At 36.7% G+C, this 25,591-nt stretch carries 31 protein-coding genes and 2 pseudogenes; 3 read left to right on the forward strand and 30 right to left on the reverse strand.

Annotated elements, in window-relative coordinates:
• Positions 1-154: 154 nt before the first annotated feature.
• Positions 155-1,144: an alpha/beta fold hydrolase gene (locus tag D569_RS0115050; RefSeq protein WP_018933266.1), complete on the reverse strand. Its 990-nt coding sequence runs from the start codon at positions 1,142-1,144 to the stop codon at positions 155-157.
• A gap of 141 nt (positions 1,145-1,285) precedes the next feature.
• Between D569_RS0115050 and D569_RS0115055 the strand changes: the two genes are divergently transcribed.
• Positions 1,286-2,194: a LysR family transcriptional regulator gene (locus D569_RS0115055; protein ID WP_018933267.1), complete on the forward strand. Its 909-nt coding sequence runs from the start codon at positions 1,286-1,288 to the stop codon at positions 2,192-2,194.
• A gap of 135 nt (positions 2,195-2,329) precedes the next feature.
• On the opposite strand, the pseudogene D569_RS24425 reads toward D569_RS0115055, so the two are convergent.
• From D569_RS24425 to D569_RS0115070, 4 genes and pseudogenes are all read right to left on the reverse strand, one after another.
• A pseudogene (locus D569_RS24425) lies at positions 2,330-2,442 on the reverse strand (class A beta-lactamase); the annotation flags it as partial.
• Positions 2,443-2,497: 55 nt separating this feature from the next.
• Positions 2,498-3,111 (reverse strand): annotated as a pseudogene (locus D569_RS25155) (DUF2306 domain-containing protein).
• A 26-nt stretch (positions 3,112-3,137) separates the two neighbouring features.
• A complete protein-coding gene (locus D569_RS0115065) occupies positions 3,138-3,572 on the reverse strand; it encodes a hypothetical protein (RefSeq protein ID WP_018933269.1) in 435 nt (144 codons plus the stop codon).
• A 17-nt stretch (positions 3,573-3,589) separates the two neighbouring features.
• Positions 3,590-4,594, reverse strand: coding sequence for a DJ-1/PfpI family protein (locus D569_RS0115070; RefSeq protein ID WP_018933270.1), 1,005 nt, complete (start codon positions 4,592-4,594; stop codon positions 3,590-3,592).
• Between the two features lie 373 nt (positions 4,595-4,967).
• Between D569_RS0115070 and D569_RS0115075 the strand changes: the two genes are divergently transcribed.
• Together D569_RS0115075 and D569_RS0115080 are read left to right on the forward strand one after the other, a co-directional pair.
• Positions 4,968-5,654 carry a response regulator transcription factor gene (locus D569_RS0115075; protein WP_018933271.1) on the forward strand — a complete coding sequence of 229 codons (687 nt, stop codon included), beginning with the start codon at positions 4,968-4,970 and terminating at the stop codon, positions 5,652-5,654.
• 1 nt (position 5,655) lies between these two features.
• Positions 5,656-6,981 (forward strand): sensor histidine kinase, encoded by a 1,326-nt coding sequence (locus D569_RS0115080; RefSeq protein ID WP_018933272.1) that lies wholly within the window; start codon positions 5,656-5,658, stop codon positions 6,979-6,981.
• A 119-nt stretch (positions 6,982-7,100) separates the two neighbouring features.
• Here D569_RS0115080 and D569_RS0115085 read toward each other — a convergent pair whose 3' ends face one another.
• The 25 genes from D569_RS0115085 to D569_RS0115205 form a co-directional block, all read right to left on the reverse strand.
• A complete protein-coding gene (locus D569_RS0115085) occupies positions 7,101-8,225 on the reverse strand; it encodes an MFS transporter (RefSeq protein ID WP_018933273.1) in 1,125 nt (374 codons plus the stop codon).
• Between the two features lie 108 nt (positions 8,226-8,333).
• On the reverse strand, positions 8,334-8,888 hold the full coding sequence (locus D569_RS0115090; RefSeq protein ID WP_018933274.1) for a TetR/AcrR family transcriptional regulator: 555 nt from the start codon (positions 8,886-8,888) through the stop codon (positions 8,334-8,336).
• A gap of 240 nt (positions 8,889-9,128) precedes the next feature.
• Positions 9,129-9,770, reverse strand: a complete 642-nt coding sequence (locus D569_RS0115095) for a hypothetical protein (protein ID WP_018933275.1) — start codon at positions 9,768-9,770, stop codon at positions 9,129-9,131.
• Between the two features lie 546 nt (positions 9,771-10,316).
• Positions 10,317-11,345, reverse strand: coding sequence for a hypothetical protein (locus D569_RS23680; RefSeq protein ID WP_156822971.1), 1,029 nt, complete (start codon positions 11,343-11,345; stop codon positions 10,317-10,319).
• Between the two features lie 242 nt (positions 11,346-11,587).
• Positions 11,588-12,889 carry a P-loop NTPase fold protein gene (locus D569_RS23685; protein ID WP_018933277.1) on the reverse strand — a complete coding sequence of 434 codons (1,302 nt, stop codon included), beginning with the start codon at positions 12,887-12,889 and terminating at the stop codon, positions 11,588-11,590.
• 598 nt (positions 12,890-13,487) lie between these two features.
• Positions 13,488-13,766, reverse strand: coding sequence for a hypothetical protein (locus tag D569_RS0115110; protein WP_018933278.1), 279 nt, complete (start codon positions 13,764-13,766; stop codon positions 13,488-13,490).
• Between the two features lie 68 nt (positions 13,767-13,834).
• On the reverse strand, positions 13,835-14,149 hold the full coding sequence (locus tag D569_RS0115115) for a BppU family phage baseplate upper protein (RefSeq protein WP_018933279.1): 315 nt from the start codon (positions 14,147-14,149) through the stop codon (positions 13,835-13,837).
• The gene (locus D569_RS0115120) at positions 14,142-14,768 is read right to left on the reverse strand and encodes a hypothetical protein (RefSeq protein WP_018933280.1); all 627 of its coding nucleotides are present in this window, start codon (positions 14,766-14,768) and stop codon (positions 14,142-14,144) included. Before D569_RS0115120 ends, D569_RS0115115 begins: the two co-directional genes overlap by 8 nt.
• Positions 14,761-15,030, reverse strand: coding sequence for a hypothetical protein (locus tag D569_RS0115125; RefSeq protein WP_018933281.1), 270 nt, complete (start codon positions 15,028-15,030; stop codon positions 14,761-14,763). The genes D569_RS0115120 and D569_RS0115125 overlap by 8 nt, the downstream gene beginning before the upstream one ends.
• 58 nt (positions 15,031-15,088) lie before the next feature.
• A complete protein-coding gene (locus D569_RS23690; protein ID WP_018933282.1) occupies positions 15,089-17,362 on the reverse strand; it encodes a phage tail protein in 2,274 nt (757 codons plus the stop codon).
• A 137-nt stretch (positions 17,363-17,499) separates the two neighbouring features.
• The gene (locus D569_RS0115135; RefSeq protein WP_018933283.1) at positions 17,500-18,216 is read right to left on the reverse strand and encodes a hypothetical protein; all 717 of its coding nucleotides are present in this window, start codon (positions 18,214-18,216) and stop codon (positions 17,500-17,502) included.
• 3 nt (positions 18,217-18,219) lie between these two features.
• The gene (locus tag D569_RS0115140; RefSeq protein ID WP_018933284.1) at positions 18,220-18,450 is read right to left on the reverse strand and encodes a hypothetical protein; all 231 of its coding nucleotides are present in this window, start codon (positions 18,448-18,450) and stop codon (positions 18,220-18,222) included.
• Positions 18,443-18,565 carry a hypothetical protein gene (locus D569_RS25035; RefSeq protein ID WP_018933285.1) on the reverse strand — a complete coding sequence of 41 codons (123 nt, stop codon included), beginning with the start codon at positions 18,563-18,565 and terminating at the stop codon, positions 18,443-18,445. The genes D569_RS0115140 and D569_RS25035 overlap by 8 nt, the downstream gene beginning before the upstream one ends.
• A 15-nt stretch (positions 18,566-18,580) precedes the next feature.
• Complete coding sequence (locus D569_RS24430; RefSeq protein WP_018933286.1) at positions 18,581-18,718, reverse strand: hypothetical protein; 138 nt, start codon at positions 18,716-18,718, stop codon at positions 18,581-18,583.
• Positions 18,711-18,887 (reverse strand): hypothetical protein, encoded by a 177-nt coding sequence (locus tag D569_RS24435; protein ID WP_018933287.1) that lies wholly within the window; start codon positions 18,885-18,887, stop codon positions 18,711-18,713. Before D569_RS24435 ends, D569_RS24430 begins: the two co-directional genes overlap by 8 nt.
• A 40-nt stretch (positions 18,888-18,927) precedes the next feature.
• On the reverse strand, positions 18,928-19,065 hold the full coding sequence (locus D569_RS24440) for a hypothetical protein (RefSeq protein ID WP_018933288.1): 138 nt from the start codon (positions 19,063-19,065) through the stop codon (positions 18,928-18,930).
• 13 nt (positions 19,066-19,078) lie between these two features.
• Positions 19,079-19,240: a hypothetical protein gene (locus D569_RS0115165; protein ID WP_156822972.1), complete on the reverse strand. Its 162-nt coding sequence runs from the start codon at positions 19,238-19,240 to the stop codon at positions 19,079-19,081.
• Positions 19,241-19,288: 48 nt separating this feature from the next.
• Complete coding sequence (locus D569_RS24445; RefSeq protein ID WP_018933290.1) at positions 19,289-19,447, reverse strand: hypothetical protein; 159 nt, start codon at positions 19,445-19,447, stop codon at positions 19,289-19,291.
• A gap of 68 nt (positions 19,448-19,515) precedes the next feature.
• Positions 19,516-20,136, reverse strand: a complete 621-nt coding sequence (locus D569_RS0115175) for a hypothetical protein (protein ID WP_018933291.1) — start codon at positions 20,134-20,136, stop codon at positions 19,516-19,518.
• A 111-nt stretch (positions 20,137-20,247) separates the two neighbouring features.
• Positions 20,248-20,601, reverse strand: a complete 354-nt coding sequence (locus D569_RS0115180) for a hypothetical protein (protein ID WP_018933292.1) — start codon at positions 20,599-20,601, stop codon at positions 20,248-20,250.
• Between the two features lie 14 nt (positions 20,602-20,615).
• The gene (locus tag D569_RS0115185) at positions 20,616-21,275 is read right to left on the reverse strand and encodes a hypothetical protein (protein WP_018933293.1); all 660 of its coding nucleotides are present in this window, start codon (positions 21,273-21,275) and stop codon (positions 20,616-20,618) included.
• Positions 21,276-21,318: 43 nt separating this feature from the next.
• Entirely contained in the window at positions 21,319-21,549 is a 231-nt protein-coding gene (locus tag D569_RS0115190; RefSeq protein ID WP_018933294.1) for a hypothetical protein, read from the reverse strand.
• A 30-nt stretch (positions 21,550-21,579) separates the two neighbouring features.
• The gene (locus D569_RS23695; protein WP_018933295.1) at positions 21,580-22,221 is read right to left on the reverse strand and encodes an HNH endonuclease; all 642 of its coding nucleotides are present in this window, start codon (positions 22,219-22,221) and stop codon (positions 21,580-21,582) included.
• Positions 22,222-22,234: 13 nt separating this feature from the next.
• Complete coding sequence (locus D569_RS0115200) at positions 22,235-24,112, reverse strand: hypothetical protein (protein WP_018933296.1); 1,878 nt, start codon at positions 24,110-24,112, stop codon at positions 22,235-22,237.
• Between the two features lie 13 nt (positions 24,113-24,125).
• The gene (locus D569_RS0115205; protein WP_018933297.1) at positions 24,126-24,344 is read right to left on the reverse strand and encodes a helix-turn-helix domain-containing protein; all 219 of its coding nucleotides are present in this window, start codon (positions 24,342-24,344) and stop codon (positions 24,126-24,128) included.
• Positions 24,345-25,591: the final 1,247 nt, after the last annotated feature.

Below are 25,591 nucleotides of genomic sequence, written 5' to 3' on the forward strand. Positions count from 1 at the left end.
TTTTTAGCTAAAGCCACCCGTTGCTTTAAAAGAAATTGTTATTACTCTTCCATAATATTAATTTTATTTGCTACCATACGTTCGTTAATTTTCTCTACCCAAACTTTTATTTGCTGTCTTTCTTCTAGGTCATCCACAGTGGTTCCTTTTCCTCTTACTCGATAGGATTTAAAACAGCATTAGGGATATGCTTAGCCTCGTATTCGTTATCATCCGCCGTGCAGAAGAGATCCGTGATACTTGGCATGATGATAGCAAGCGCTTTAATGCTGTTAAGCGCCTCATCGAAGTCTCCGTTATAGGCGGAGTTTGCACTAATATCTCCATTTTGTCCAGTCCATAACATAGCTAGGACATTGTGTGGATCCATCCTCATAAAGCTATCTTCCCAGACTCCAGCCACAAAATTTTCCAATGAATCATATCCCATCTCACGATAAAGTTCCTCTTTGTAATAGGTCTGAGATAAGCCCCATCCCGCATAGACACGACCAACAGCGCGCATGTCCGCTGAAGTCAAATGATTTAGTTTATTTAAATCATGGCCAACTGCAGCCATGAGAGCAGCTTTCATTCCGTCTAGTACTATATACGTTTGTGGCCAAGTCTTTGCACCTCCGCAGAAGGGGGCAATTCGTTCCACCATGTCGGGATAGCTTGACCCCCATTGGAATGATTGAACACCTCCCATTGACCATCCAACTACCAGAGCGATCTTTTCAATGCCGAATTTTTCGGTCACCAGTCGATGCTGAAATTTAACGTTATCATAGATGGTTACCTGTGGAAAATTAGCCTTGTCGAATGGAGCAGGAGTATTACTAGGAGACGAAGATAATCCGTTGGTTACCTGTGGAAAATTAGCCTTGTCGAATGGAGCAGGAGTATTACTAGGAGACGAAGATAATCCGTTTCCCAGCAGATTTGGAACGATAATGAAATATTTTCTCGGATCTAGTGCCATGCCGTTTCCAATCAACCATTCATTCTGAACATGATGGTCGCCAAAAGCAGTTGGATAGACGATCACATTATCTTTCTTCTCATTCAATTCTCCATAAGTCTTATATGCAAGAAATGCGTTCGGTAACGTTACTCCTGATTGCAAGGTTACGTCACCCAAATCAAAAATCTCATAATCCATTGTATTGTAGCCCCCTTCAAAAATGAAACACATCTAGAATGTATTTCTTGTACTAAGTATAATCCCATGGTACTCTCAATAAAAGTGAATAAAATTCAAACTAGCATTCAATAATATTGAAAATAAAAGGGGGAAAGTATAATGAAATTGCGCCAACTGAAAACGTTTCGCACAGTTGCTTCCACTTTAAATTTTAGTCGGGCTGCGGACGCGCTAAACTACGTCCCCTCCAACGTTACGATGCAAATAAAAGCATTGGAGGATGAGCTTGGTGTTCCTCTCTTTGACCGCTTGGGCAAGCAGCTCGTTCTCACCACTGCGGGTAAACGCTTTTTAACTCATATCCAAAGCGTTCTAGACAAATTAGACGAAGCTCGCAATAGCGTTCATGACAACGAAGATATTAGAGGCACCCTTACAATCAGTGCCAACGAGGTCCTTTGCGCCTATCGCCTCCCAGTTGTCTTTAAGCTATTTCGTTCCCGCTATCCAGGCGTTCGACTTATCTTCCGCTCTGTTCCAAATCAGGAACTCAAGCAAACACTCTTTGATGGAACCGCAGATGTCGTCTTTATGCTGGACGAAACCATTCTCTCAACGAGACTTGCTGTAGAACCGTTACTGGAAGAAACTTTCCGCTTGTTCGTTGCTCCTGATCACCCACTTGCGAAACAACCTGTACTGCAACAGGAAGATTTTCACGGAGAAGTATTACTGGTTAATGAAAAGGGCTGTCCTTATCGAACCATGTTTGACCGATCATTTGAGAAAAAGGGCATTGAAAGTATTACTTATTTGGAGTTTCAAAATGCCGAAGCCATTAAGCAATGTGCAATTTCTGGGATCGGTATTGCCTTTCTTCCTGAAATCACAGCGGAAGCAGAAGTTGAACGGGGTGATCTTGTTGCTCTTCCATGGCAACTTTCAGACTTACACGTATATACTCATATGGCTTGGCATAAAGAAAAGTGGCTTTCACCAATCATATTGTCTTTCATTGAAGCAGCAAGGGAAGTTATCGCTATAGAGGACGAGAATCAAACCATTTAGAAAACAAGCTCTTTGACCGTTGATCCGCAACTGTTGGGGGACAAAGACTATAGGAATTAATCTACTAAAAAAGGCTACTTTAAGTAACCTTTTTTAGTACAATCATTTTCTACTTATTTTTGATTTTAAGAGCCTTATAAGGTTTTGAGCAGTATTGTCACTATATCAAGAGAAGCATCAGAAAGCTCCTTAAGAATCGTCCCCATATCAACATGCTTTTCTGTAATCATATTATAAATAACAAGATCCTAACGTGTATAGGTACTTGATAGATTCGTTCTATTATAATCTATTAATATCCAATTATATCAATACTTTTTTTCGTATCACAATTTCTGCAATACATAAACTGACCATCCAGCATAACCATACAGCAATTGTGTAAGAAGTACCATATGAAAATTGCAAAGCATTGTGTGCAATGGCCACAATGATGTAGATAATCATATTGGCAAAGGCAAGAAAGAAGCTTCTTGTCATCCATGAACTATGCTTTATCACGTTTTTTCTTCTAATATGGATATAGCCTAGAATTGTTGTACCAAACCATAGTGTATTTAAAAAAAAAATCCAATAGTGCTCAACCAGCCTCCTGTTGCAAAAAAAGAAACATAAACACCAGGGATAAAGTTTAACAAAATAGACAGCACATAGACTCGACCATTCCAGCGATGAAATTGGATAGATTTAATTCGTAGTTTCTTGATCACACCCAAGGGTCCAGTGATAAGGGAGATAATAGCAAAAATGATATGTAATCTGATCATCAGTATCCACAAAGATTCGTTAGTTAAAACTTCATCTTTTTTAGCAAGAAAATCCTGAAAAGTGGGATCAACCATGAAGTTTTTTGAAAATGTATGCATGACCCACATAAACGATATGATAAAAAAAATGATCCACATGTTCTTTTTCATATTATGATTATCCTTTCCTCATCAATTTAACTAAATAAACCACGATTTGTCATAATAAATACAGCGATAACAATAAGAAGAAATGTAAACCAGCCCAGTATATTGAGTTTGGCCGTATTTCGTTGCAACACTTTGTCGGGATTCTTTGCTAGCATAATGCTTTTCAAGCCTTTTTGTATCATACCAATTAAAGCCCCAATAAGCATCAACAGGATCAATGATAACACCACCCATAACCAAGAAGGATAAGTGGCATATCTCATTACCATCCATCCTCCTGTAATGATTAACACAAATAGCGCATAGTGTCCAAAGCGAGTAAAGCTTACCAATGTTTTAACAGATATTTTTAATTCTGTACCTGAACGCGACAAAAGAGATTTAAACGCAACTGGAAAAGCTAGAAAACTACCGAGCAATAAAGCACCTATTACATGAACAAATACAATAAATGAATACATAAACTACAACTCCATTCTTATGAAATACGATGTCCTATTAATTTTGATGAGGGAAGCATACCAGCCTTTGCTTCACCATACATATTGTTACCGTCTACAGAAACGATAAATTTTAATGTAAGACGCATAGGCTTCGTCACTTTCATGGACCACTTTAATTGATTCCCTTCCAGTACAGCGTTGTCTAGCTTAGCAATATCATCTCCTTGCTTGGCAGTTCCCACTATTTGACCATCTATAGAATCTAAATCTAATAAAACGGAAAGATCGCCAATAGGAGTGGAAATGGTAGTATCCCATTTTCCTTGAAAGTTAAAGCTCTTATCCGTTTGATTAGAGGAGTTGGAACTTGTCGCTTCCATTGGGTTTTCATGTTTGCTTGCTATAGGTGCATTTCCTTCAGCTTTCCAAACCGTGCCCCTGCGCTCATACTCAAATAGTTGTTCCACAGCATGTGCTATACGGGGACCTAACTCTCGCTCAACTAAATAAAGCGCAACATCAAGTCCCGAAGTAACACCACCACCAGTGATAAGATCACCGTCGTCTACAACCCGGGCATGAACCGGAAACGTATTTGTAGCTTGCAAAAGCCCCATTCCCAAATGGTGTGTAACAGCATGACGGCCTTCTAGCAGATCATTCATGGCTAATAGGAGAGAACCGCCACAAACTGTGGAAAGCAAAATATCAGGTTTTCGAATTGCTTCTTTTAATACATTACTTAATTCTGTTTCCGTTGCTTGTTTTATTCTTACTGGTATTGAATCTGGTTCATTATCATCAATAGAACCAGATGCACCTGGAACAAGAATGATTCCTTTAGAGGATAAATCAATTTTGTCACTTGCTTGAAGCTGTAATTGATTTACTCCACTTGTTACCATTCGTTCACCTTCAGCGGACACTAGTTTAACTATTATCTCCTCTTTTGAGTACATTCCAGCTGCATTAAACACTTCATAAGGAGCAATTGCATCCAATAAATCAAATCCATCAAACAACACAATCTGAACATTCATACATATTACCTCCATTTTTAATAATTTTAATTAAGCTTTGAAGCTCTTTTAACCTTCCCTTGACTAACCGATTTTGAAGAATCGTGGTTATGTCCTACCTTTCTGATTGGACGACAGTGAATTTCAAAGATTCGAACCGCCTAAAAGCAGAAAAGTGTGAAGTGAAACATTTTATTTATAGTGAATATTTGCTGATCGTTTCACAGTTAAAGAATAACCTTTAAGTGTCTCAAATAATGGTACAAAAAGGTCACAAAACAATCACAATCCTACAAAGTGATGTGAAGTCATGGTTGAAACAGTGATATACTAAAAGTAGATTTTGATGGAAGGTTCGTTTCTTTAATTAGCATCGAAGGGCAGGTAGGATTTTGTGAAGGAAATACAGACGATTTTGGTTGTGGATGATGACAAAAGCATTGTCGAACTATTAAGCGACTTTTTGGAGAATGACGGTTTCTTTGTAAAAACTGCTTATGACGCCGATCAAGCACTGTCCATAATTAAGCAGGTTACAATTGATTGCATTATTCTTGACATCATGATGCCAAGACAAAATGGTTTCGAGTTCTGTCGGCAGGTACGGGAGGATAGTAACATTCCTATCCTCTTTTTGAGCGCCCTCAGTGATGATGTAGATAAAATTCGCGGGCTGGCACTTGGAGGAGATGATTATATCGTTAAAACCGCATCTCCAGGAGAGATTATTGCCCGAGTGAAGGCTGTATTGCGACGCTCTGGTTCTCAGCAGGGATTTAGCAGGAGGGTATTGGATTACGGTGGTCTCACTTTGAATTTATCTACAAGAGAAGTATTTGTAGATGGACGATACATCTCCCTTACACCAAAAGAATATGAATTATTGCGATTATTTGCTGAGCATCCGCAACATGTTTTTACATATGATCAATTACTTGAAAAATTTTGGGATGGGATTGGCGATAAACATACTGTACGCGTTCATATTAGCCGTCTACGTGAGAAACTTGAGTCCGATCCAAACGAACCAAAATATATATTCAATGTCTGGGGTATAGGCTACCGTTTTAAAGGAGAATAAAATGAGACCAATTCGTATTCGTACATTTTCTATACTTAGCTTGCTTTTAATCTTGATGTTGCCATGGGTGTTTTACGTAATGGCCCACTTACTAACAACGAAATCACTCAGTTTCGAAACAAATGATGCTCAGAAGGAAGATTTAATAAAAATGAGCCACTTTATTGAAACAAATATAGAAAACTGGTCTGACCCTAAGTGGCAAGATGATTTAAGAGGAAAGTTACAAACATTGGACATGGGTGTAGAAATTTTAACCGAATCAAATCAAGAGATTTTTCAATTTTTCCCTGAGGAGGATCGCTCATTTACGCGTGCGGAACAGTTTTCAATTATACAAGATGGGCGCATATTGGGAAGAGTAATGATTTTTCAGCCGAATTCAAGAATGGTTCAGATGATTGTGGCATTTGCGGGATTATTTTTAGCCTTTTTTATCATCGGTTATGTTATGCGAAGGTTCATTCTCAAACCACTTGAGCGAATGAGCTTGGCAGTCCGACAAGTCGCAGATGGGGATTTGGACATCCAATTACCTGAGTCCCCGATCAAAGAAATTACGGAAGTTCATGGCGGAATTCGAATAATGACAGATAGTCTCCATGCATCCATGCAAAAACAAGTGGAGTTGGAAGAAGAACGGCGATTTATTATTGCTGCAGTGGCCCACGATTTACGGACACCATTATTTGCCTTACGAGGTTATTTGGATGGTCTGGAAAAAGGAATTGCTGATTCACCGGATAAACAAGCAAAGTATTTGGCGGTTTGTAAGGAAAAGTCAGCACAATTGAACCGCCTTGTAGAGGATCTTTTTACATTTACAAAGACGGAATATTTGGAGATGGAACTCAAAAAAAATACAGTTAATCTTCCGGTTTTATTAAAGAAGTCGATTGATAGCTTGAATCCATTAGCTAAGGAAAACAACATTTCTATTATCGCAAACCATCTTGGGGACGATTGTATGATCATGGGCGATTCGTATTTATTAGAGCGTGCCATCAATAACTTATTGGATAATGCTGTCAGACATACACCACGCTCTGGTAAAATTTATATACAATGCTATAAGGACGGTAACATAGTGGTCTTTACTGTTCAAGATACAGGGAAAGGTTTCTCTTCAGAAGAGATTCAGCGTGTTTTTGACCCCCTATATCGTGGTGAATCATCACGAAATCGTTCAACCGGAGGGGCCGGGTTAGGGTTAACTATTTCAAGAAGGATCATTAGACAACACGGGGGTGACCTTGTCGTAGATAACCATTCAGAAGGTGGTGCACTGGTAAAAGGTTGGATACCAGCTCACTGTTCTAATGCTTAATAACCCTTACCTTAACATAAAGCTAACTAAAATAAACCTTACAAGGGGTAGAACCTGTTGCTGGTTTTACCCCAAGGAGAAAATAAAGATTGATCATTTTTGTAGTATAAGCAAAAAATCTAATTTACTTTGGGTTTAAATACTAAGGTTACGTAACCAATTATAGAAGCCCCGATAAAAAGTATATAATATCCTGATATATCGGCTACTACTCCTGATATAATGGACCCTATGGCCTGCCCCAGTGCAAGTATTAAGAACGGTATTCCTAGTCCGAATGATGGGTTAGTTTTAAACACGGAAATTCCCCATACGATGAAGACCCCTGTTATGAAAATATAAGAGCTTCCAAACAGTACTGGTGACAGAAATCCTGTTATATTGTTACCAGGATGAATTCCAAGAATAAGGGAAGAAGTTGAAATTGTTAAAACAGATAGCCTATAAGCACTCACTAACCCGAACTCTTGTATAAATGCACCAGAAGTTCCTCCCAATAAGCCTGCTACTCCTATAATTACCCAAAACCACTCTCCTAGGTATGTAGGAACTCTATCCAAATTTAATATAAAGTCTCTTGAGAATGTCCAATATGCCGAACAGGATATTCCTATAAAGAAAGATGCAATAATTAGTTGAAAAGAACGTCTCCATTCTTTTTTAGAGTAGCCAACCGTGCCCTTCCTTTCTGAACTCTGATGTTTTGGAAGTACTTTATAATTAACAATAAGCACAAAAATAGCAATGATCATAAATATCAAATATGTTTCTCTCCAGCTATTAGTCATAAGGATTGCAATTGCCCCAGTACTAGCTGTTCCAATACTTGTACCGGAATTAATCCATGAATTCGTCTGATTCTGAAACCTTGTTTCTACGTTAGTGCTAACAATATTAGCGTATGGCGGCGATGAAACCCCTGTACTCAACCCTGCCAAAAATATCCCTAAACCTAGTACTACCGGATGAAAAGAAATGGATATTATACCCAAACCAACAATCGATGATAATCCAGCTACCACAAGAAAGGATTTTGGAGTAACTTTATTAGAAAACACCATTGCAAATAGTATTGCTATACAGTAAGCAATGTATGATAAAGACGAGAGGACACCACTAGTGGATTGATCCATATTAATCGTTTCGTTAATATATGGAAGCATAAGACCATAACTAAACCGAGACAAACCATACGTCACGGCAATCATTGGTAAGCCCACTGCTATTAATTTTTTTGGATTCATAATAGTTCTCTCCTTTTTTATATATAACGTTCATTATAATAATTAAGTAAAAAATAGAGAGAACAATGAAAATTTAAGACACTATTCTCTACCTATTTTCTGTTATATTCATTTTTCGGAATCCAGAATACTTTTCGCTAAATCAAGTGCCGTCTTTTTCACCTTATCTAACTCTAGTATTTGAACCATCGATGTTATTCCCTCTAGTATAATAGATATTTGCACACTAAGAGAGTTGGGAGCATTAAGGAACTTCAGATCATTTTCAATTTTGTTTAAGAGTCTTTTTTTATGATCTTTACTTATTGAAGCAATTTCTTCGTTGATACCTTCGTATTCCTGTTTCGCTCTTAAGAATAAACAACCATTGAAACCTTCAGTTTCTATCCATTCTAGGTGCGCATTAATTAGCGACTCTACATACTGATTAATACCATTCTCTCTGTCGATTTTAGCTTCTACCAATTGGAAATATTGTTTTTCCCTTTGAATTAATATTTCTTTGATAACATCTTCCTTCGACTTGAAATGATAATACATTGTCATTGTTGCTACTCCTGCTTGCTCCAATATATTTTTTACACCAATTGCATGAAAACCATGCTGATAAAATAATGTCTCAGCTGTGTTAATTATATTTTCTTTTTTCTGTGATTTTTTCATGTAACAACCTCCATATAGAACGTTCATTATAAATGTTAACATGTTACTTCTTTTATAGCAAGAATGAACGAACCAATACCATATGTGGTCGTAATAAACAGCTCTTTAAACAAGCATATCCAGGGGTAAAACGGTGCAACTTTTTTTATAAACTGTTAGAATTTATTACAAATAGTTAAACTTTATTTTAAACCCACGTTGTTTAAGTTCGATTTCCTTCGTGTCAATGCCCCACCGTCTTTATAGTTTCGATTTCAAATATGATTGAACTTCTTCGAATGCATCATTTCCGAATGTTCGTGTGTTTTCGTTTTTGTCCGAATTTCCTTGAACAACTGAATTCAAGTCGTTGATTGTTTCATATAAATATTGTAATGAAGGTTTGTCTTTGTGCATTTCAGCTTGTAAGATTAAAGCACCTGCAACGTTCAAGTCGTTCAAGATTTCGGATTTGTCGAAATCCTCATATTTTAGACGTGCAACGTCTTTAACAAACTTTTTCCATTCGTCATTACGTTGTAAATTTTCAGCGGCGGAAAAATCTTTTCCGTTATCCGTTAAAGTATTCAAGTAATTTGTGGCGGATTGTAACCGTTCCTTTGCCGTTTCTTCGTCCTTGTACGAAATTTCTTCTTCAAAATCGACGTAATCAAAACCTAAAGAAAACGAATATGCCGTTTCTCTAAATTTATTTACGACTTCGGAACGATTTTCGTGTCTTGGCGTCGTCTTTTGCAATGGAATGTTTGAAGATTGTAATGTTTCATTGTCGGTTGTTTTGACGTTGCTTCTTGTTGTCAATTCATCCCCTTCGGCATATACCACGCAAACACCTGCCAATAATATTGTCGCACCAATAGCGACCGAAATAATTCGTTTCAATTTTGCCCCCCCCCCTAATATATGTTTATGTAAATAATGGTAACAAAATATATTTTATTTTCAAAACAAAAAAATAATGCTCCAAAAAAAGGGACGCTATATGAATGATTCATTAATTCGTTTTTGTAATATCGAAAAGTATGTTCGGAAAGATTTCGAATCCTACAATCACGAATAAATAGATTGTAGAGATATTCGAATGAGTCAATTTCGGATTTTGACGTTTGGAGGACTTTCAGGGAAAGTTTATTCTTACGTCGTACCATTCGAAAAACCCCTTTCGGATTGATAATCGAACAATAGACTTTTTTGACTTCACATTATTTGTTTCGCACGTCTAAACCCTGCATAAAAACGCAAAAAAGCGACTTGGATTTTCGTCCAAATCGCTTTATATCAACGTTTATAGAATACCGGTGGACCGTTTTCTACGTTATACACACAAAGGATTAGATTTATATTTCATACTGAAATCCATACTCTTCATCCTACTTCATTTCATTCTTTAATAGCTTGTATACATTAATAAAATCCCATCTTTTTATGTTATGGGTTTAAATGTAATATTTTGTTAGAAACTATTCCCGTTTCGCCCCAATCATCCTTAATATCACTTCTATAATTATTATAAACCTTCAATATAAATTCTTGATCACTAGTTTTAGTTTCAGCACTTTTGAGAATTTCATCAATATCATTAATTGTTGTTAAAGACTTCAGGTTATCATCTGAAATTGAATATTTAATATTACTCCCAATAGAGGTTCCAATGATATCATTTAGTAATCTAAATATATTATCTTTAGTTATTATTTCCTTTATATAATTTTTAACAATGGATAGGTCATCTTTGTAAAGTTTAACTAACCCCCATATATTACCACGATTATAGTAATTGTCATCATATAAGTTAATTGAATTTTTTATAATTTCAGCACCCATTTGCTTATAAAGGTATTCCATTTTATCAATTCTACCCTCTATATTTTTACCTTCCTTATCATGTTTAAACCAGTATAATATACTCGATATATTGTTTATTTTATCATAATCTTTCTTTATCTTTTCCAAAAATTCCTCATACTGCTCCTCGCTTATTGATTGTAGTAATTCCCAAATAATAATCTCCACTCTACTCCGTGCACCAAGGGTAAAGAAAGCATGATCATTACTAATTTGGAGGATAGATTTAAATAACACGATTATAAAATTATATCTAGATTCTTGATCTATATTATCTATCCACAACTGTAGCCTATCAAAAAATTCTTGCTGATGGGATTTTGGTACTGATTTTAATATATCATTTAATATTTGTAACTGTTTTTCAATATGTTGAGTTTTGTTTACATTATGTATATACTCTTCAACTAGATTTCCAATAGCTGCATATTCATTAAAAGTTTTTGTAAAATACAGATCAAAATATTTACCACTACAAATTCTTTTATTTTTTGCGATTTCTTTATAAGAATCATCACTCATTAACAAATTTCCACTGTATTCCAATTCTTGACCTGATTTATATTTTTTAACATAAGGAAACATTTCTTGAAGTAAATCAATATACTTCAAATTATTTGGATCCTCGAAAAGTTTCTTAAAAAAATGCTCACCAGATTTATTGAATTTCTCTTTATTAATGGAAGTACTAAATATTTCATTATCTACAATCTTATCATGAGAAATAAAATACTTACGATTAATATATATTGAGTTATATAAATGTATATTGTTTAAACGTATAAATTCGATGGATAGTAAGTCTCTCACGTCTAAATAACTTATATTATTAGAGGACATGCTCAACACGGAATTTATAACCTTTTAAACTCTCTAAAATCAACCGTCAATCGACAAATATAGCTAATAATAGATTGATAATTACTTAAATTTTGTCTGTCCTTGCCATATGAAATTAGTATATTATTTACAGATCTACTCATTATCTCCTCTATAACATTTCGATCTACTTCTGGAACACGGATTTGCATCTGAATTACTTTTTCTAAGTATTGGTAATCAATACTGAGACTATCTTCAAATGCTTTTTTTACCCGGTCATTATCAAAAGACAGAATGTAGATTACACGTTCAAAGTCAAATACGTTTCCAACAAGTTTAAATAATAAAATTATATTCTCACTCTCTGTTCTGTCAATATTATCAATAAAGAAAGTTACCTTTTTACCAGATAGCTTTAAATAATCATTTATCTTATTTTTTAATACATCTATTGTATCATTAGGTTTTAAAAGATTTTTTATTATATTTATCTTCTTATTCCCAAATAAATCACTATAAATAGAATCAGCCATTTGCTTGGATAATAATGAATTGAACTTTATTCCCGATTTCTGAACAATTGTATCAAACATACTGTAAAAGAGACTCTCTTGGTTAGAGTATGACCAGGGATCCAATTCATCAATTATAATTATGTCCTTACTAGATACTAACCTCTTTTTAACGTTATTAATTATTGTGGTTTTACCGCTGCCCCAACTTCCCTCCAAACTAATAACGAAACCATCATTTGGATTACAGTTCTGAATAGTATCATATAATAAATTAATTACACTGCTTCTGTTAAGTAAATCATAGTCTACGTCCTTTTCATTTAACATAATAGGTTTACCCTTTTCTATTGAAAAGTTACCATCGTAAATATCTTTTAAATCAGTGACATTTGATTGGTATTTTTCTACTGTCTCAACTGATTTTTTAATTTTGATAGATCGCACTATAATTAACGCTGTTACCAAAATTAAAATAGGTGCCAGGGATATTATTTTATAAGAATCTAGGGATGTATATAATAACAATATACCACCATATAGAATGGATGATAGAAATATTACTAGAAATATTAAATCGATTACATTTATTGAAACAATCTTCAGCGCATCAAAAAGATGAAGTTCTACTGCCGTTAATATAATAAATAAAATAAATAATCCAAAGAAAATTATTAAGGTCTTTATATTATATGAAAGTAGAAGATTGGTAGGTAAATTAAAGATATCAATAACAAAAAGCGCAGATGTTAATATGATTGCACATTTAATAACAAATACAAAACTATAATACTTTTTTACTTCACTAAGGTAAGTTTTCACATTTAGTCTCCTTTCTAAAAGATTTAAATAGCATTCTAACTAAATATATAAACAACATATGTAATATGCATCTCTATGAAGTGATTATAAAAATTCTTTAATTCTCTATATAAAATCCATCCACTTAATTTCATATGGTTGGTATAATCCTCTACATTTAGATTCATTTTGTATGTCTATTTATTGAATCTTTTATTATATTGATGGGAGTGAACAATCTAGGATTACTACCTTCATAATTATACCCTATATTTTAAACAAAAAAAAAGACAGGAATTAATTATCCTGTCTCATCTATTCCTGTCATAGTATTTAATTATTTGTGTGCTTAGATTAGATACCGGTGGTCGGGTTCGAACCGACACTCCGTGAGGAACACGATTTTGAGTCGTGAATAAACTTCATGGGAGGTACAAACCTTGTCAGTATTGAGTTTGTCAGCTCATACTCTTTTAGTATGTCATACGATTAGTATTGAGCTTTCATAATAGCATGGAATAATGGAGCTTGCAAGTATCAGCTCCTCAGTGGTAATCAAGTGGGGTATTAGCCGAGTAGCCAAAGTTAATTAGCTCTGAGAGCGTCTCAGCAACACTGATTACCTCAAGCTATGCTCTTGAGACCTCATTTGCTGACTCTTCTTGCTTTTACCTCCTAGCTGGGGAGTATCATTCATTAGAGCTTCATAATCAACAACAGTATCTCCCTCAACAACTTCTTGGAGCTTAGCTTTAGAGTCCATCACAATAGCCACCTCACAAGTCTCTTCTTTTAGCTTTTGCTGAGTAGCTAACTTAACAGCTTCATCAGCTGGGGAGTACCCCTTATCAAGCGTAATTATCAAGCGACTTCCTAACACAGTAATAGTTTTAAACATAAAACAATCAGCTCCTTGTAGGTTATTTTAGTAGGGGAATAAAAAAGAGCAAGCTAGAAGCTTACTCCTTAGATAACGCTTTTCTTGATAATCATTAAGCCATTCAATACTGTGGAGACTCTACCAGTGCTATCTGTGAGCTTGCACTCATAAGGGTAGTTACCAGAGGTAGCTTCAGTGTCAGCTGGTAGTAATTCTACCTCAAAGACTCCTCCAATAGCGTCTATCACAGTAATACCAGTACCAAGCTCTTTGAGAACACCAGAAAAGCCAAACTTGATAGCGGTAGCGTTGGTCAAGTCAACAATAGAGCCATCTGACTCAGTAACAGTTACCGTAAGTTTCATAGAGTCACCAGAAATCAATTTAATATCTTTAGCCATTTATTTTTCCCTCCAATTCAATAAAATTAGTCCTTTGACCATTCAGAGCTAGCTCAGTAGTACGCTTACCAGTGAAGCTCTTAGAGACCTCACGAGTAGCTTGTAGCTCAATGACTCTAGTAGGTAAAGCTGTGGTGAAGTAGGTAGTACCTACAACATCAATCTGGTAGCCACCAACAATGTCAGTGACAGTCTCCTTAGTAAAATCAAAGTGAGCTACAAGCTCCTCACCATTAAAGAACTTAGCTGAGTAAATTCTTCCTTTAGTAAAGTCAGTAGGTGTACTTGTTGGAGCGTACCCATCAGCAAACAACCTAGAACCGTAATTAACGTAGTAATCACTGAGGTGAGCGGTAACAGTAAACCTTTCACCGTAAGCGTACTCGTAAGTGTCTAGGTTTTGTTGCTCACCATTCAAGTACAACTGAGCGACATTGTACTCGTACTCACCAGCGTACCCCCAGTCTTGGAGGTTAGAGCTTAAATTGTGGAAGAGGGTGGTGTTGCCACCGTTATCCTCTAAAAGTATATTTAACTCAATCTTAGTGACTGGAGTATCTTTCACATGAGCGTAAGCGGTAGCGTCTACCCCATTAAAGTAATGGTAGCCATTAGCCATTAGTTATCACCTCCAAGGTTAAACCATTTTCTTTCAAATATTTTCTGTACTCAAAGTACGAGAGTCTATTAACTCGCACCTCAGTAATAACACAATCAGTAAACAACTCAGACTGTACTCGTATTACTTCATCAATGAGTTGCTTATCAGTGGGGTTACTTCTTTTAGCAACCTCAGCTGAGATAGCTGTATTAGTAAGGTAAGTATATTCCTCCCCTTCACATACATAATCAGTTTCAAATACTAGATACAAGTCATTCATAATCTCTCCTCCTTATTAAAAACACCAGAGGAGCTTAACACCCCTCTAGTGCGACTATTTAACGTCTGCGAACAGCTTGACGTAAACCTTTAAGAATGTCATCAACAGAGCCATCAATCTGAGTGCCAATAGACTGAGAAGCAATCGTCTGAGTGTGACCTCCAGCGTCTCCCTCGACAGCCACCTCACCAGAAACATTAAGATTAAGGTTTAGTGACATTGACTGTTTGCCACCTCTAAAGAAGTCAAGACCAACAGACATATCTGAGCTTTTGTTGACCATTTCCTTATTGACACCATCTAAAGCTCTTAAAGCATACTTAGTATTTTTCTCAATACCAGAAGCAATACCAGCTGGTATCCAGCGACCTACCTCGTTAGCAAATACTCTGGAAGGTGAGTTAATATCTAAAGCGTCTTTTGCCCACCCTAGAATATTTCCAGCAAAGCCAGAGACCTTATCACCTATCCAGCTTCCCATTGACTTAATACCACTCCAAACACCTTCGATAATGCTAGAGCCAATCTCTCCCCAATTAACATCACCAAAAGCTTCAAAGATAGCTTCAACAATCTCTGGTATAGCTTTTACTAACTCTGGAATAGTCTCAATAAGTCCATCAATTAGAGCTAGCAAGAGTTGCACACCAGCTGAGATAATCTTTGGAAGGTTTTTCATGAGTGTGGTATTCATTTGTATTATCAGACCAATAGCCATTTTAACTAGCTCTGGGAGCATACCAATAACACCATTGATAAGCGCTACTAATAACTCCATTCCAGCGTCAATAATTGCTGGTAAGCTGTCAATTAGAGTTGTCACAACAGTGTCAATCAAATTAAAGACCATTGGTAGCAACTTAGGTAACATACTCACAATACCCTCAATAAAAGCATTAAGAACTTGTATCCCCATTCTTATTAAGACTGGCAACTGAGTAAGCACTGTATTTAAAACAGTCTCAATCATCGTTATTGCTGTCATCATTAGAGTAGGTAAGTTATTAACAATACCTTGTATCAAGCTCATGAGTAATTTAAAACCTAGTTGCAAAATAACTGGTAAGTAAGTAACAACTACTTGCTGTACCGTTGTCAATAGACTATTAACTACATTAAAAATTGAGCTAATAATCTGAGGAGCGCTATTCACAATACCCTCTATCAAGCTCGTAATAAGCTCCATACCAGCGTTAATAAACATAGGGTAATTAACAGCCATACTGTCAATAATATTCGTCAACAGACTAATAACAGTGTTAGTAATGTTAGGTATCTCACTCACGAGTCCTTTAACAATACTTTGCATTATTTGAGTACCAGTGCTAAATACCTCTGGTAGTCCACTCAATAGAGTCTGAGCAATCTGGGGAATAAGCTCACCAAGAGCAACTCCAGCTTCAGAGAAATTTTTAGTTGAGAAAGCTTCTTTGACTTTGCCAGTAAACGTACTCAGAGCACCAGTAACCTCTTTGAGTGTACCTAGAACCACAGTACCTAGAGGAGCAAAGATAGCTATTAAATTACCAAGCGTACTCAGTAAGTTTTTAATAGTACCTATCAAGAGTGGGGTATTAGTTTTAGCATACTCAATAAAGGTCTGGAAACCCTTTGAGGAACTTAACCCACTTGACCACTCAGCAAAGGAGCTACTCATATTGACCATACCTTTAGTAAATGAGTCAGCCAGAGGAGCAAAAGCAACTAACAAGTTAGCAATCCCTCTAAACATATTTCCAAAAGTCTGACCAAAGCGAGTAACCATTGGCTCAGCTGTACTCCCAAGGTAATTAAAGAACCTTACCATATCTGGAGAGCCAAGAGACTTATTGAGCGAGTCCATCAAGCCATTAACAGCGTTAAAAGTACCGTCAATAGCTGGTCTTATCTTTGTGAGAATTGTCTGGAGAGAGTCAAGACTCTTCGAGAATATCTCAACACTTGGCTTTTCAAACTCCTTGGAGAAGCTACCCCAAAAGCTCTTAAAGGTCTTTAAGTCCTTGTACGCTTTTTGTTGCTCTTTCGAGAGGTTGCCAAAAGTCTCGTCAGTAGCTTCAAAAACGTCATTTAAGTTAGCAACAGCAACAGTAGCAAAGCCAGCAACTCCAACACCAGCACTAGCAAAAGCTGACGCTAAAGCACCAACACCAGCAACAGCTGGAGCTGAGCTAGCAACAATACCACCCATAGCGCTGGAGACTAACCCCATATTTCTAGCTGTCCTAGCGCCACTCTTATGGAGTGCTACTAAAGAGCCACTTACTTTATCAATATCCTTACTAGCTTTATCACGAGCTTTGAGGATAATATCTACTACATTATTTCCAGCCATTTCATAACCTCCTTACTTTGTTTTTTTTATCAACACCAAATAGAGCCAGCTCTAAGTAACTGACTCTTTGGGGTCTCACATTTTATTGTTAGTAAATAACCCACGAGGGGAGTTAGGAAGTACCCCCACCCATTATTTTAATTGAGTGGAGTATCCTCCTCGTCATCCTCCTCAGTTGGAACACTAAGGAAGTCTGGCTCGTCAAGCTTCTTGAGCCACTTATCAAGTACGCTCTTAGACTTAACTTGGTGGTCTTGCTCTTTTTTGAGCCAGCCAAGCTCCTTAGCTTGCTTAGCTAAGTCCATCAGAGGGTCAGCCATGTGTTTGCTTCCTCGGTCTAGCTTTCCAGCGTCTAAGAGCCTCCACCAAATAACTGAGCGGTGGAGCATACCTTCTAAGATTACTTCTGAGATACCATCTTCTGGCACTTCATAGGTATTACGAATACGCTTTTCCATTTCAACCATAAAGGAAAGCTCAGCGTCACTTAGCGACTCGATAAAATTTCCACGAGTGGCATAAAGACCAGTGGTAAAGTTAGCGTCACTCCTTAAATTCTTGAGCTTAGCTAATTTAGACTCCTCTGGTAAATCATCATGAGCTGGAGCTGAGCCACCGTGCATATGACAGCGAGGAGTCTTGTGTACCTCTACTGAGTTATCAGTAGGCTTCCTCGTACAAGCTGTGTACTCACCATCTTTTTGCATTAAAGCACCACAGAGGTCTTTACGCTTAGCGAGCTGTCTCCAAGCACGCTTGCACTCTGGAGAGTCTTTGCCTTCATTGTTAGCGTAAAACTCCATATCAACTACCAGCTTCATAGTGGCTTGGTCAAGGTCTTTTCTACTTGGCATACATTATTCACCTCCTTCAGAGAAAATCTTATTCAAGTAAACATCAACTACCACCTTTCCTTTATTTTGGTTAGCTTCAGTAATGTCACCTAGAATAGCCATAGAAATTTCATCACCAACAAGAGCTGACAACTCAGACTCATACATAAACATACAAGCTAGGTCATTATCCAGAACAGCTTGTTCTAGGTTTTTAATTGTCTCAGCAACCTTTTTTTTAACTTCATTATTCATGGTCTTTACCTCCTTGTTTATCCTCTTGGGGAATAGCTACCTCCAAAAACTTCTTGCTGTCTGAGAGAGCTTTTCTTAGCTCCTCTAATTTTTCTTTGCTATATTTTTCACTCATAATATATTCCTCCTTTTATTTGTGCTTTTCAGCTTCCTTTTTAGCAATCTTATGGAGACGCTCCAGCTCGCTAGGTGTCAGCGAGGTTTTACTATCTTGAGGAGCTACCTCTCTAGCAATATCGTGTATTTTCTTACGAGTATTTTCATCCATGGTTAATTACCTCCTTATCGCTTTTTACTTTATTTTTAGCTTTACTCTTGAGTTTTCTAATTTCCTCATGAGCTTCGCTTAATTTTTCCTCTAGTCTTTCGTTATCCTTAATAGCAATCCACAAACCAAAACCAATAACAGTAACGACTCCAAACATAAAAGTCATCATTTGTCAAACCCTCCTCTTTTTAGCTGTCTTTAAAACTTACTTATTGTTGTTTTTTAATTTCCTTCTCAAAAGCGTCATGTATCTTCTTCAAATCTTCAGCTGAGTAGCCATTCTTTTCTTGAGGAGCACTCCTCTTGACAATCTCGTGGATACGCTTCAACTCTTCTTTGCTAGCCATTATCATTACCTCCTTAATTCCAGCCTTTATCAGCTGGGTAGTATTTCTCGAACTGTTTTCTTCTTCGGTCAGCTTCTTGTTCACGCTTAGTAGCGTCAATCCACTTCCTCATGCGAGAAGCTTCTCGGTCAATCTGCTTTAGCTTATCTTTCAAGCCATCTTTTTTCTTAGCCATTTCTATCAATCCTCCTACTTGTTTATTAGCGAGTGAGACCAAGGAGGTTTAACCCTCCTTAGATACTCTCTCAGCTATCTTAGTGAGCTTGTCGCTTACTAATTTTTGCTCCATAGCAAGTCTTTTGAGTTGATACTCTCTAAACCTACTATCTTGCTCTAAGCTTCTTTTAATCAGCTCCAATCTTAGTGGTGTCAAGTCTCTCATGTTAATACCTCCTTAGTGCTTTTGGTCTCTCTCAATTAGGGTAGAGGAGGAAGAACCTCCTCCAGTTATTACTTCTTGTCTTGAGCTAAAAAAGTCTCAATAGCTTCAATCAAGACTTCAAGCTCAGAGTCAACACGCTCTTTAGCTTCATCCTTAAATTGACTCCAAATTTCATGGTGCTGAGCATGAGAACCAGCTACATCATTAAAGTAACCAGCTTTAACTCCAGCGTCTTTTAGTAAGCGGTGAGGGTTGCCACTTCCAGCATTACCAGTAAGCGGTTGAGTCTTGTATTTGAGTTTATTCATGACCTCTTCAAGTCTCCCAGCACGGTAAGCTAATTCAAACCCTTGAGCGTCTTGTTCAGCTATATCAATTAAGCGCTGACGCTCTTGGGTTACTTTCAAGTCAGCAATCTCAGCATTAAGCTCTTCAAGTCTCTTCTGAGCTTCAGACTGTCTTGAGACTGACTCCTCCAGAGCTTGCTCAATTCGCTTCTTACGCTTTAGTAGCTCCTTATCAGAGCCAGCTACTTCAAGCTCTATCTCAATTAAACGTAAACCATCTTTAAGCCTTGCTTGCTTAGCTTGCTCCTCTTGTACCGCTCCAGAGTTAATCTGAGCTTCACTTTGTAGTGACTCCAGCTTGCTAACTTCCTTTTTACCAAACACATTCTTAACAAATTTCATAATCAATCATCCTCCAATAGTTTTGTTAGTTTTTTATCAACGTCAAATAAGCTTCTGAGTCAGTGCTCACAAGCGTTTAACCTTCCTTAATGCTATTTGTCTATCAGACTCTTAAATCGTCTCTGAGACGCTTCTGAGAGCCTTCAATAGCTTCTCATTTGCTTCATTTCTTCCGTGGTAAACAATACTACATTCAACATCACTAATTATCTCCTCTAAGCGGTACTTGAGGTAGTAAACATTATCAGTGTCAATAAGCTCTTGGGTAGCTTCCTCGTATATCCTATCAAGCACTCTGATAGTGACCTCCAGCTCGTCATACCTTTCTTGACACTTACGCTTTGCTTCTAGGTTATCACCAGAGTAGCCAATATCAGCTCCAACAAACATTTGCTCCTCAGATAGGTCAGCTATTAACTCACCTAGAGAGAGCCATTCTTCAAACTTCTTTTTTGTCTTATCCATACTTATCTACCTCCTTAATCAATCTCACCTTTCTTGGCTTTCTTAAACTCGTATTCACTTATCGTACTTCCGCTATTGTTCTTACTATCTGGCGCAAGCTCCAACCTAGCGTAACAAGTAAACATTTCAGCTCCCTTTGGGTACTCTGGTAATTCATAAACTCCATCACGGTAAGCTTCCAAAACTAAGAGCTTGCAAAAGTCATTGGAGTCTGGCTTACTACCTTCATCCACTTTAACTGGAATAAATACCTTATCTCCAATTCTTCTGTCATTAGCTATCTTATGGAACTTAAACTCCAAGAACACATAACCAGAGAGGTCAATCACTCTAATATTTTCTTCCTCCATAGGGAAGTTAGATTGGAACTGGTTTACCTTCTTGAGCTGGTATTCTTTTAAGCTTGGCATTTCAGCGGTATATGGAGCAAAGTTATTTCTAACCATGATAGTCTTACCTTCAAAAAACTCTGGCTCAACAAAGTTGTTATCAATAAGAATATCAATCCATATCTCAAAGCGCTTAACGTCATCAAGTAATCTCATTTTGCAACCCTTCATTTTCTTAGGGTCTCTGCGGTATATTTCTTGGATAATAACTAGCTTCTTCCACTCTCCACCAGTCTCACCAACAAATATCTCCAAAAGTCTTAACATATTAACTTTACTATTCATTGTCCTTCAACGTCTCCCAGTCGATATACGACCATTAAATATTTTACTCAGCCAGATAAAACTCTGGTCTGCATTTAATTCTTCTTAGTGTGTCAAGTGTTTGCTTTTGCACCTCATGGTAATTAGCTTTGTGGCTCTGACAGTATTGGTAAGCTAGCTTTCTTGAGAGTGCTTCAAGCTTTTCAAGTCTTACCTTCTTGAGTGCTACCTTATCCACTTCACTCAAAACAAATCTGGTAATTTTCTCGTCAACACCTTGGTATTTAATACTCATAATCTCTCCTCCAATATTTTTGGTTTAATCTCAAATCACATCTTTCCAAGTTTCTACTTTTGTATTACTAACTTTCACAAAATTGTGACCTACTAATTTAATACCTAGAGAGGTCATCAAAGAAAGTACCCTACTATCATTTTTGATATGTCTAAAATGACTCCTACCAACACCAATCTTATCTTCATAAACTGTCTTAGCTTTTACTTTAGAGCCTACTGGTTTAATAGAAAACTCATACAACCACAACTCAAACTTCTCAATCGCTAAAAAACTCCTATCTTTACTGATATTAAACTCCCTTAACTTCAAGGAAACATGAGAGGGAGAGCAACCAATAACTTCAGCCATTTCAGCGTGAGTTTTACCTTCCTCGTACATTCTCTGGAGTTGGTTTTTATCAAAATCATACTTTTTGACAACGCCAGATATATTAAAACCTTTACCATTCTCAAACTCCCCAATTTCAAAATGTACTCTTGAGTGGCACTCTTCACAGAGAGGAGTAATATTAGTAATCCTATTCGAGCCACCCTTTACGAGTGGTACAATGTGGTGGAGGTGAAGCTTCTCGGTAGCTCCACAATTAGAGCACTCGTGAGAAAGCTGTCTCCAAATTTTTGGCTTGATAGCTTCAAACACCCTACGCTTTTCTTTTAGAGTTTCCATCATTTTAATTCCTCCATTATTTTTGTATTGTCATAATCGAATTACCTTGGTAGGCAATCCCTAGCTCATTCATAAGGTCAATGACCTCTGGAGCATTTTTTATTCTTGAGTATGTTCTTCTATCTACCTTTAAAACTTTATTGTAGACGTAAGAACACTTGACTCCTTTATTAGAGAAATCTCCAACTCTCAAGTAAGCTAAATAACAATCAAGAGAAGTTTCCTTAGCTTCTTTGTCAGTCAAGCTAAAAGGTAACTCCCACTCCTCAAGTACCGCTCCTTCGTACTCCTCAACAAGTCTCTCTGGAAGAGCTTTATTCATTGAGAACATATATATTGTCTTAGGAATATTACTCTTGTAGTTTCTTGAGCGAGCTATACCTTGCAAGCGGTCAGTAGCTTGGTCACTTTCAAAGTAAAGCTGTACTGCTTCATCCTCGTAACTAAGACCTCCAGAAGAAGAGTTGTCAGCTACCACTTCTTTATCAAATACTACTCTAGCTATCTCTGGGTAATACCCAAGTGACTTTCTATTGATACCAAGAAATAAGATAGCGTCACAATCAGCGTAATCGTTTGAGGAGCGCTCATCATCAAAATACTTTAAAACAATTTTTCCAAGAGCTATCTCTCTCTCAAGCTTTTTCTCAAACTTATCGTAAAGCTTTTGGTACACCACCACGAGAAGCTTATTATGGTCTTTGCTAATCTCCTTAGCTAGCTTAGCTGTCTTGGTAATAGCTTTCTTATTGTCCTTAAAAAACCTTCTTCCAAGATTATGTTTGTAGCAATTCTTAACAGTTGTCTGAGAGTAAGCTCCCTTTGGTATCACTGGAGCTATTTTATTAAATGGTCTAAAAGAGTAATTCAAATCTCCAATAGCTGTACCATCTAAAACATGAGTATTCATGTAGGTTATCTCTTGCCAGAGTTGTCTACCAATCATTATGCTAGTACCCATGTTTCCCTCAGAGCCAGAGACTTGACAAGTACCACCTCGCTTAATGGCTTCTTGGAAAACACCAAGTAAATTACTTTCTTCTCCAAGTGCTTCAGAGTGATTTAACCAATCATTAGCTAACTCAGAAGGTATATTCCAAAGTGGGTCAACAGCTGGAACAGTATAGACTCTTCTCGACTGCTTGCTGAGTGGCTTCAGTAGCTCTATTTTAAGCTTCTCAGCCATCTTTCTTATTTCTGAGTAATAATTCTTCTCTTCGTCACTAGAAGCCACTGAGACGCTTCTAACTAGGTCACAGAGTCTTTCTATTGAGCTTGGAGTAAGTGTTACTGTCTCAGTAAATAAAGGTCTTTCATCAATTAGTAAAGTAGTACGTCTACGAGTGTTACCTTCTTCATCAATCCATTTACTAAACTCAAAAAGTCTACCTTGAGAGACTAATACCTCTAGCATTTTGTGAGTCATAACCAATAGAGGAGCTGACTCTTGGAGCTGGAATTGCTCTTTGTATTCTTCCTCAGTCATGTTTTCGTCTTTACCTAGAAGCGGAAAAGCTGTGAGCTTACCAGTCTGAGAGTTGACCTCTTTAGCAAACTCAAGCACTTGCTCTCTCTTTGGTTTTGCTACAATTCCACCCCAGAGAGCACCTTTTTCTTTACCGTGATAGATACTCCACTCAGTAAGCATTGTAGACTTACCAAAACCAGCTGGAGCTGAGTGAGCCATTGGAGTATTCATTTGACCAGCGTAATTCCAAAAACCAAAGCTAGCTCTAACAAAGTTAAACTCCTCAAGAGTAAGCTTAATATCTCGCTGTCTCATTGTACCGTCAAAAATATGAGCTAATTGGATAGCGTCTGTATCCTTAGCTATTGAGCTTGATACTGTCTCTAACTCTTTTGGGTCTCCTATCTCAACCATTACTCTTAACATATCTCCCACCTCCTTAGTCTTTAATTTCAACTACTCGAATAATCTTAGATACGTCTGACTCATTAAGTGCTTCTAGTAATTGCTGGAGACGCTCTAAAGTGTATCTCTTTTGCTTGCAAAGCTTAGAGACAGTTGACTGGTCTGTGCCAATCATAGAAGCAAATTCAGCTTGAGTAAGTCCTTTAGACTTAATACAGTTAGCTAAATCATTTAATACAATTACCCTTTTCATAATTCCACCTCCTAAAAATAGTTAATTAGTAGACTACTTTTCCTTTTTCATCTAAAGAATTAAGCCACTTCTTAGAGTGACTTTTTAATGATTATGAGAATAAAAAAGTAATGGAAAAAGTAGTTGATATTAAAAGTGGGACATTACTTAATAGAGATATATATTACTCAGTGTCTCACTTTTTTAGTCTCTTCATTAGGGTTACTAGCTAGCTCGCTCGTCTCTTAGGGGTGAGCCTTAGAGAGTCTTGGCAAGCTTAGCTAGATAACAGAAAGGAGAGACCAAGCACCTTATGGAGGTACTTAGACAAGTCCAAAAGCTTTTAGTGTCATCATTGGAGTTGGACAGATAAGCTAACTGATAAGTACAGCTAAAAAGTAGGAGAGTTATGAAGGAAGTACCTTCTCTAAAACTACTTCATAAATAAAATAGAAATAATCTTAGAGAAAGCTTCCTCAGATGTTTATTATTATTTTTATTAAGTATCAATATGAGGTGAAGCTAATTAAGTTAAACTAACTAGCAACCTCATAAAATACTTATGTATTCACTCCGAGACTTCGTTGTACTAACTAAAGAGCACTGAAGCTGGGAGTATCAAGTAAATATATTTGAAAAGCTTTTTTAAGAGTAAGCTTTAAAACCTCTTCAATAACAATACACAAAAACCATCTAGTCTAAGGTATTACTAGAGTAATATTTTTAAATAAAATATATTAGTTACCTTATGAGGTGAAACTAATTAGTTAGAAGCTTTTAAACCTCTTCAATAACAATACACAAAAAGTGCATACTCTATTGGAAATGATTAGGAGAAATAAAGCTATTTCTTAATATTTTTTTTAAAGTAATTATTACCAGTTACCTTATGAGGTGATATTTATTAGTAAAAGCTTTTAAACTTCCTCAGTAACAATACACGAAAAGTGTTTATCCACTGAGATAGAACTAAGTAAAAAAAAAACTAAATAAGTAAGAACCTTTAATTCCTCCCCACCTAATATATACAGAAAGTGTCTGCTGAGAGAGTTATCCTCAAGAGCTTTTTACCATCAAGTACCAGCTCTAAAGTTAAACTAATCAGTCAAACCCCTTGATATTACTGGGTTTTAGCTCTTCAGTTGTACCTTAAAATTACCAACAATTACTATCATTAAAAGTAGTAAAAGAGTTGAGACTCCTCTAGTAAATTACCAAGACTTACTAGATAGAAATTTTCAAGAAGCAACTCTGAAGTGCCTTCAAAA

This window comes from Gracilibacillus lacisalsi DSM 19029, assembly GCF_000377765.1.
Taxonomy (GTDB): domain Bacteria; phylum Bacillota; class Bacilli; order Bacillales; family Amphibacillaceae; genus Gracilibacillus; species Gracilibacillus lacisalsi.

What these genes read in the sequence shown, in the direction of transcription:
- D569_RS0115085 (WP_018933273.1), bottom strand. Translation starts at nt 8,225, where the DNA reads ATGAATCCAAAAAAATTAATAGCAGTGGGCTTACCAATGATTGCCGTG.
- D569_RS0115080 (WP_018933272.1), top strand. Translation starts at nt 5,656, where the DNA reads ATGAGACCAATTCGTATTCGTACATTTTCTATACTTAGCTTGCTTTTA.
- D569_RS23695 (WP_018933295.1), bottom strand. Translation starts at nt 22,221, where the DNA reads ATGATGGAAACTCTAAAAGAAAAGCGTAGGGTGTTTGAAGCTATCAAG.
- D569_RS0115140 (WP_018933284.1), bottom strand. Translation starts at nt 18,450, where the DNA reads ATGAATAATGAAGTTAAAAAAAAGGTTGCTGAGACAATTAAAAACCTA.
- D569_RS0115200 (WP_018933296.1), bottom strand. Translation starts at nt 24,112, where the DNA reads ATGTTAAGAGTAATGGTTGAGATAGGAGACCCAAAAGAGTTAGAGACA.
- D569_RS0115050 (WP_018933266.1), bottom strand. Translation starts at nt 1,144, where the DNA reads ATGGATTATGAGATTTTTGATTTGGGTGACGTAACCTTGCAATCAGGA.
- D569_RS0115120 (WP_018933280.1), bottom strand. Translation starts at nt 14,768, where the DNA reads ATGGCTAATGGCTACCATTACTTTAATGGGGTAGACGCTACCGCTTAC.
- D569_RS0115185 (WP_018933293.1), bottom strand. Translation starts at nt 21,275, where the DNA reads ATGAATAGTAAAGTTAATATGTTAAGACTTTTGGAGATATTTGTTGGT.
- D569_RS0115090 (WP_018933274.1), bottom strand. Translation starts at nt 8,888, where the DNA reads ATGAAAAAATCACAGAAAAAAGAAAATATAATTAACACAGCTGAGACA.
- D569_RS0115055 (WP_018933267.1), top strand. Translation starts at nt 1,286, where the DNA reads ATGAAATTGCGCCAACTGAAAACGTTTCGCACAGTTGCTTCCACTTTA.
- D569_RS23690 (WP_018933282.1), bottom strand. Translation starts at nt 17,362, where the DNA reads ATGGCTGGAAATAATGTAGTAGATATTATCCTCAAAGCTCGTGATAAA.
- D569_RS0115115 (WP_018933279.1), bottom strand. Translation starts at nt 14,149, where the DNA reads ATGGCTAAAGATATTAAATTGATTTCTGGTGACTCTATGAAACTTACG.
- D569_RS0115165 (WP_156822972.1), bottom strand. Translation starts at nt 19,240, where the DNA reads ATGGCTAAGAAAAAAGATGGCTTGAAAGATAAGCTAAAGCAGATTGAC.
- D569_RS0115065 (WP_018933269.1), bottom strand. Translation starts at nt 3,572, where the DNA reads ATGTATTCATTTATTGTATTTGTTCATGTAATAGGTGCTTTATTGCTC.
- D569_RS24440 (WP_018933288.1), bottom strand. Translation starts at nt 19,065, where the DNA reads ATGGCTAGCAAAGAAGAGTTGAAGCGTATCCACGAGATTGTCAAGAGG.
- D569_RS24445 (WP_018933290.1), bottom strand. Translation starts at nt 19,447, where the DNA reads ATGAGAGACTTGACACCACTAAGATTGGAGCTGATTAAAAGAAGCTTA.
- D569_RS0115180 (WP_018933292.1), bottom strand. Translation starts at nt 20,601, where the DNA reads ATGGATAAGACAAAAAAGAAGTTTGAAGAATGGCTCTCTCTAGGTGAG.
- D569_RS0115175 (WP_018933291.1), bottom strand. Translation starts at nt 20,136, where the DNA reads ATGAAATTTGTTAAGAATGTGTTTGGTAAAAAGGAAGTTAGCAAGCTG.
- D569_RS24435 (WP_018933287.1), bottom strand. Translation starts at nt 18,887, where the DNA reads ATGATGACTTTTATGTTTGGAGTCGTTACTGTTATTGGTTTTGGTTTG.
- D569_RS0115190 (WP_018933294.1), bottom strand. Translation starts at nt 21,549, where the DNA reads ATGAGTATTAAATACCAAGGTGTTGACGAGAAAATTACCAGATTTGTT.
- D569_RS25035 (WP_018933285.1), bottom strand. Translation starts at nt 18,565, where the DNA reads ATGAGTGAAAAATATAGCAAAGAAAAATTAGAGGAGCTAAGAAAAGCT.
- D569_RS0115070 (WP_018933270.1), bottom strand. Translation starts at nt 4,594, where the DNA reads ATGAATGTTCAGATTGTGTTGTTTGATGGATTTGATTTATTGGATGCA.
- D569_RS0115125 (WP_018933281.1), bottom strand. Translation starts at nt 15,030, where the DNA reads ATGAATGACTTGTATCTAGTATTTGAAACTGATTATGTATGTGAAGGG.
- D569_RS0115205 (WP_018933297.1), bottom strand. Translation starts at nt 24,344, where the DNA reads ATGAAAAGGGTAATTGTATTAAATGATTTAGCTAACTGTATTAAGTCT.
- D569_RS0115135 (WP_018933283.1), bottom strand. Translation starts at nt 18,216, where the DNA reads ATGCCAAGTAGAAAAGACCTTGACCAAGCCACTATGAAGCTGGTAGTT.
- D569_RS24430 (WP_018933286.1), bottom strand. Translation starts at nt 18,718, where the DNA reads ATGGATGAAAATACTCGTAAGAAAATACACGATATTGCTAGAGAGGTA.
- D569_RS0115110 (WP_018933278.1), bottom strand. Translation starts at nt 13,766, where the DNA reads ATGTTTAAAACTATTACTGTGTTAGGAAGTCGCTTGATAATTACGCTT.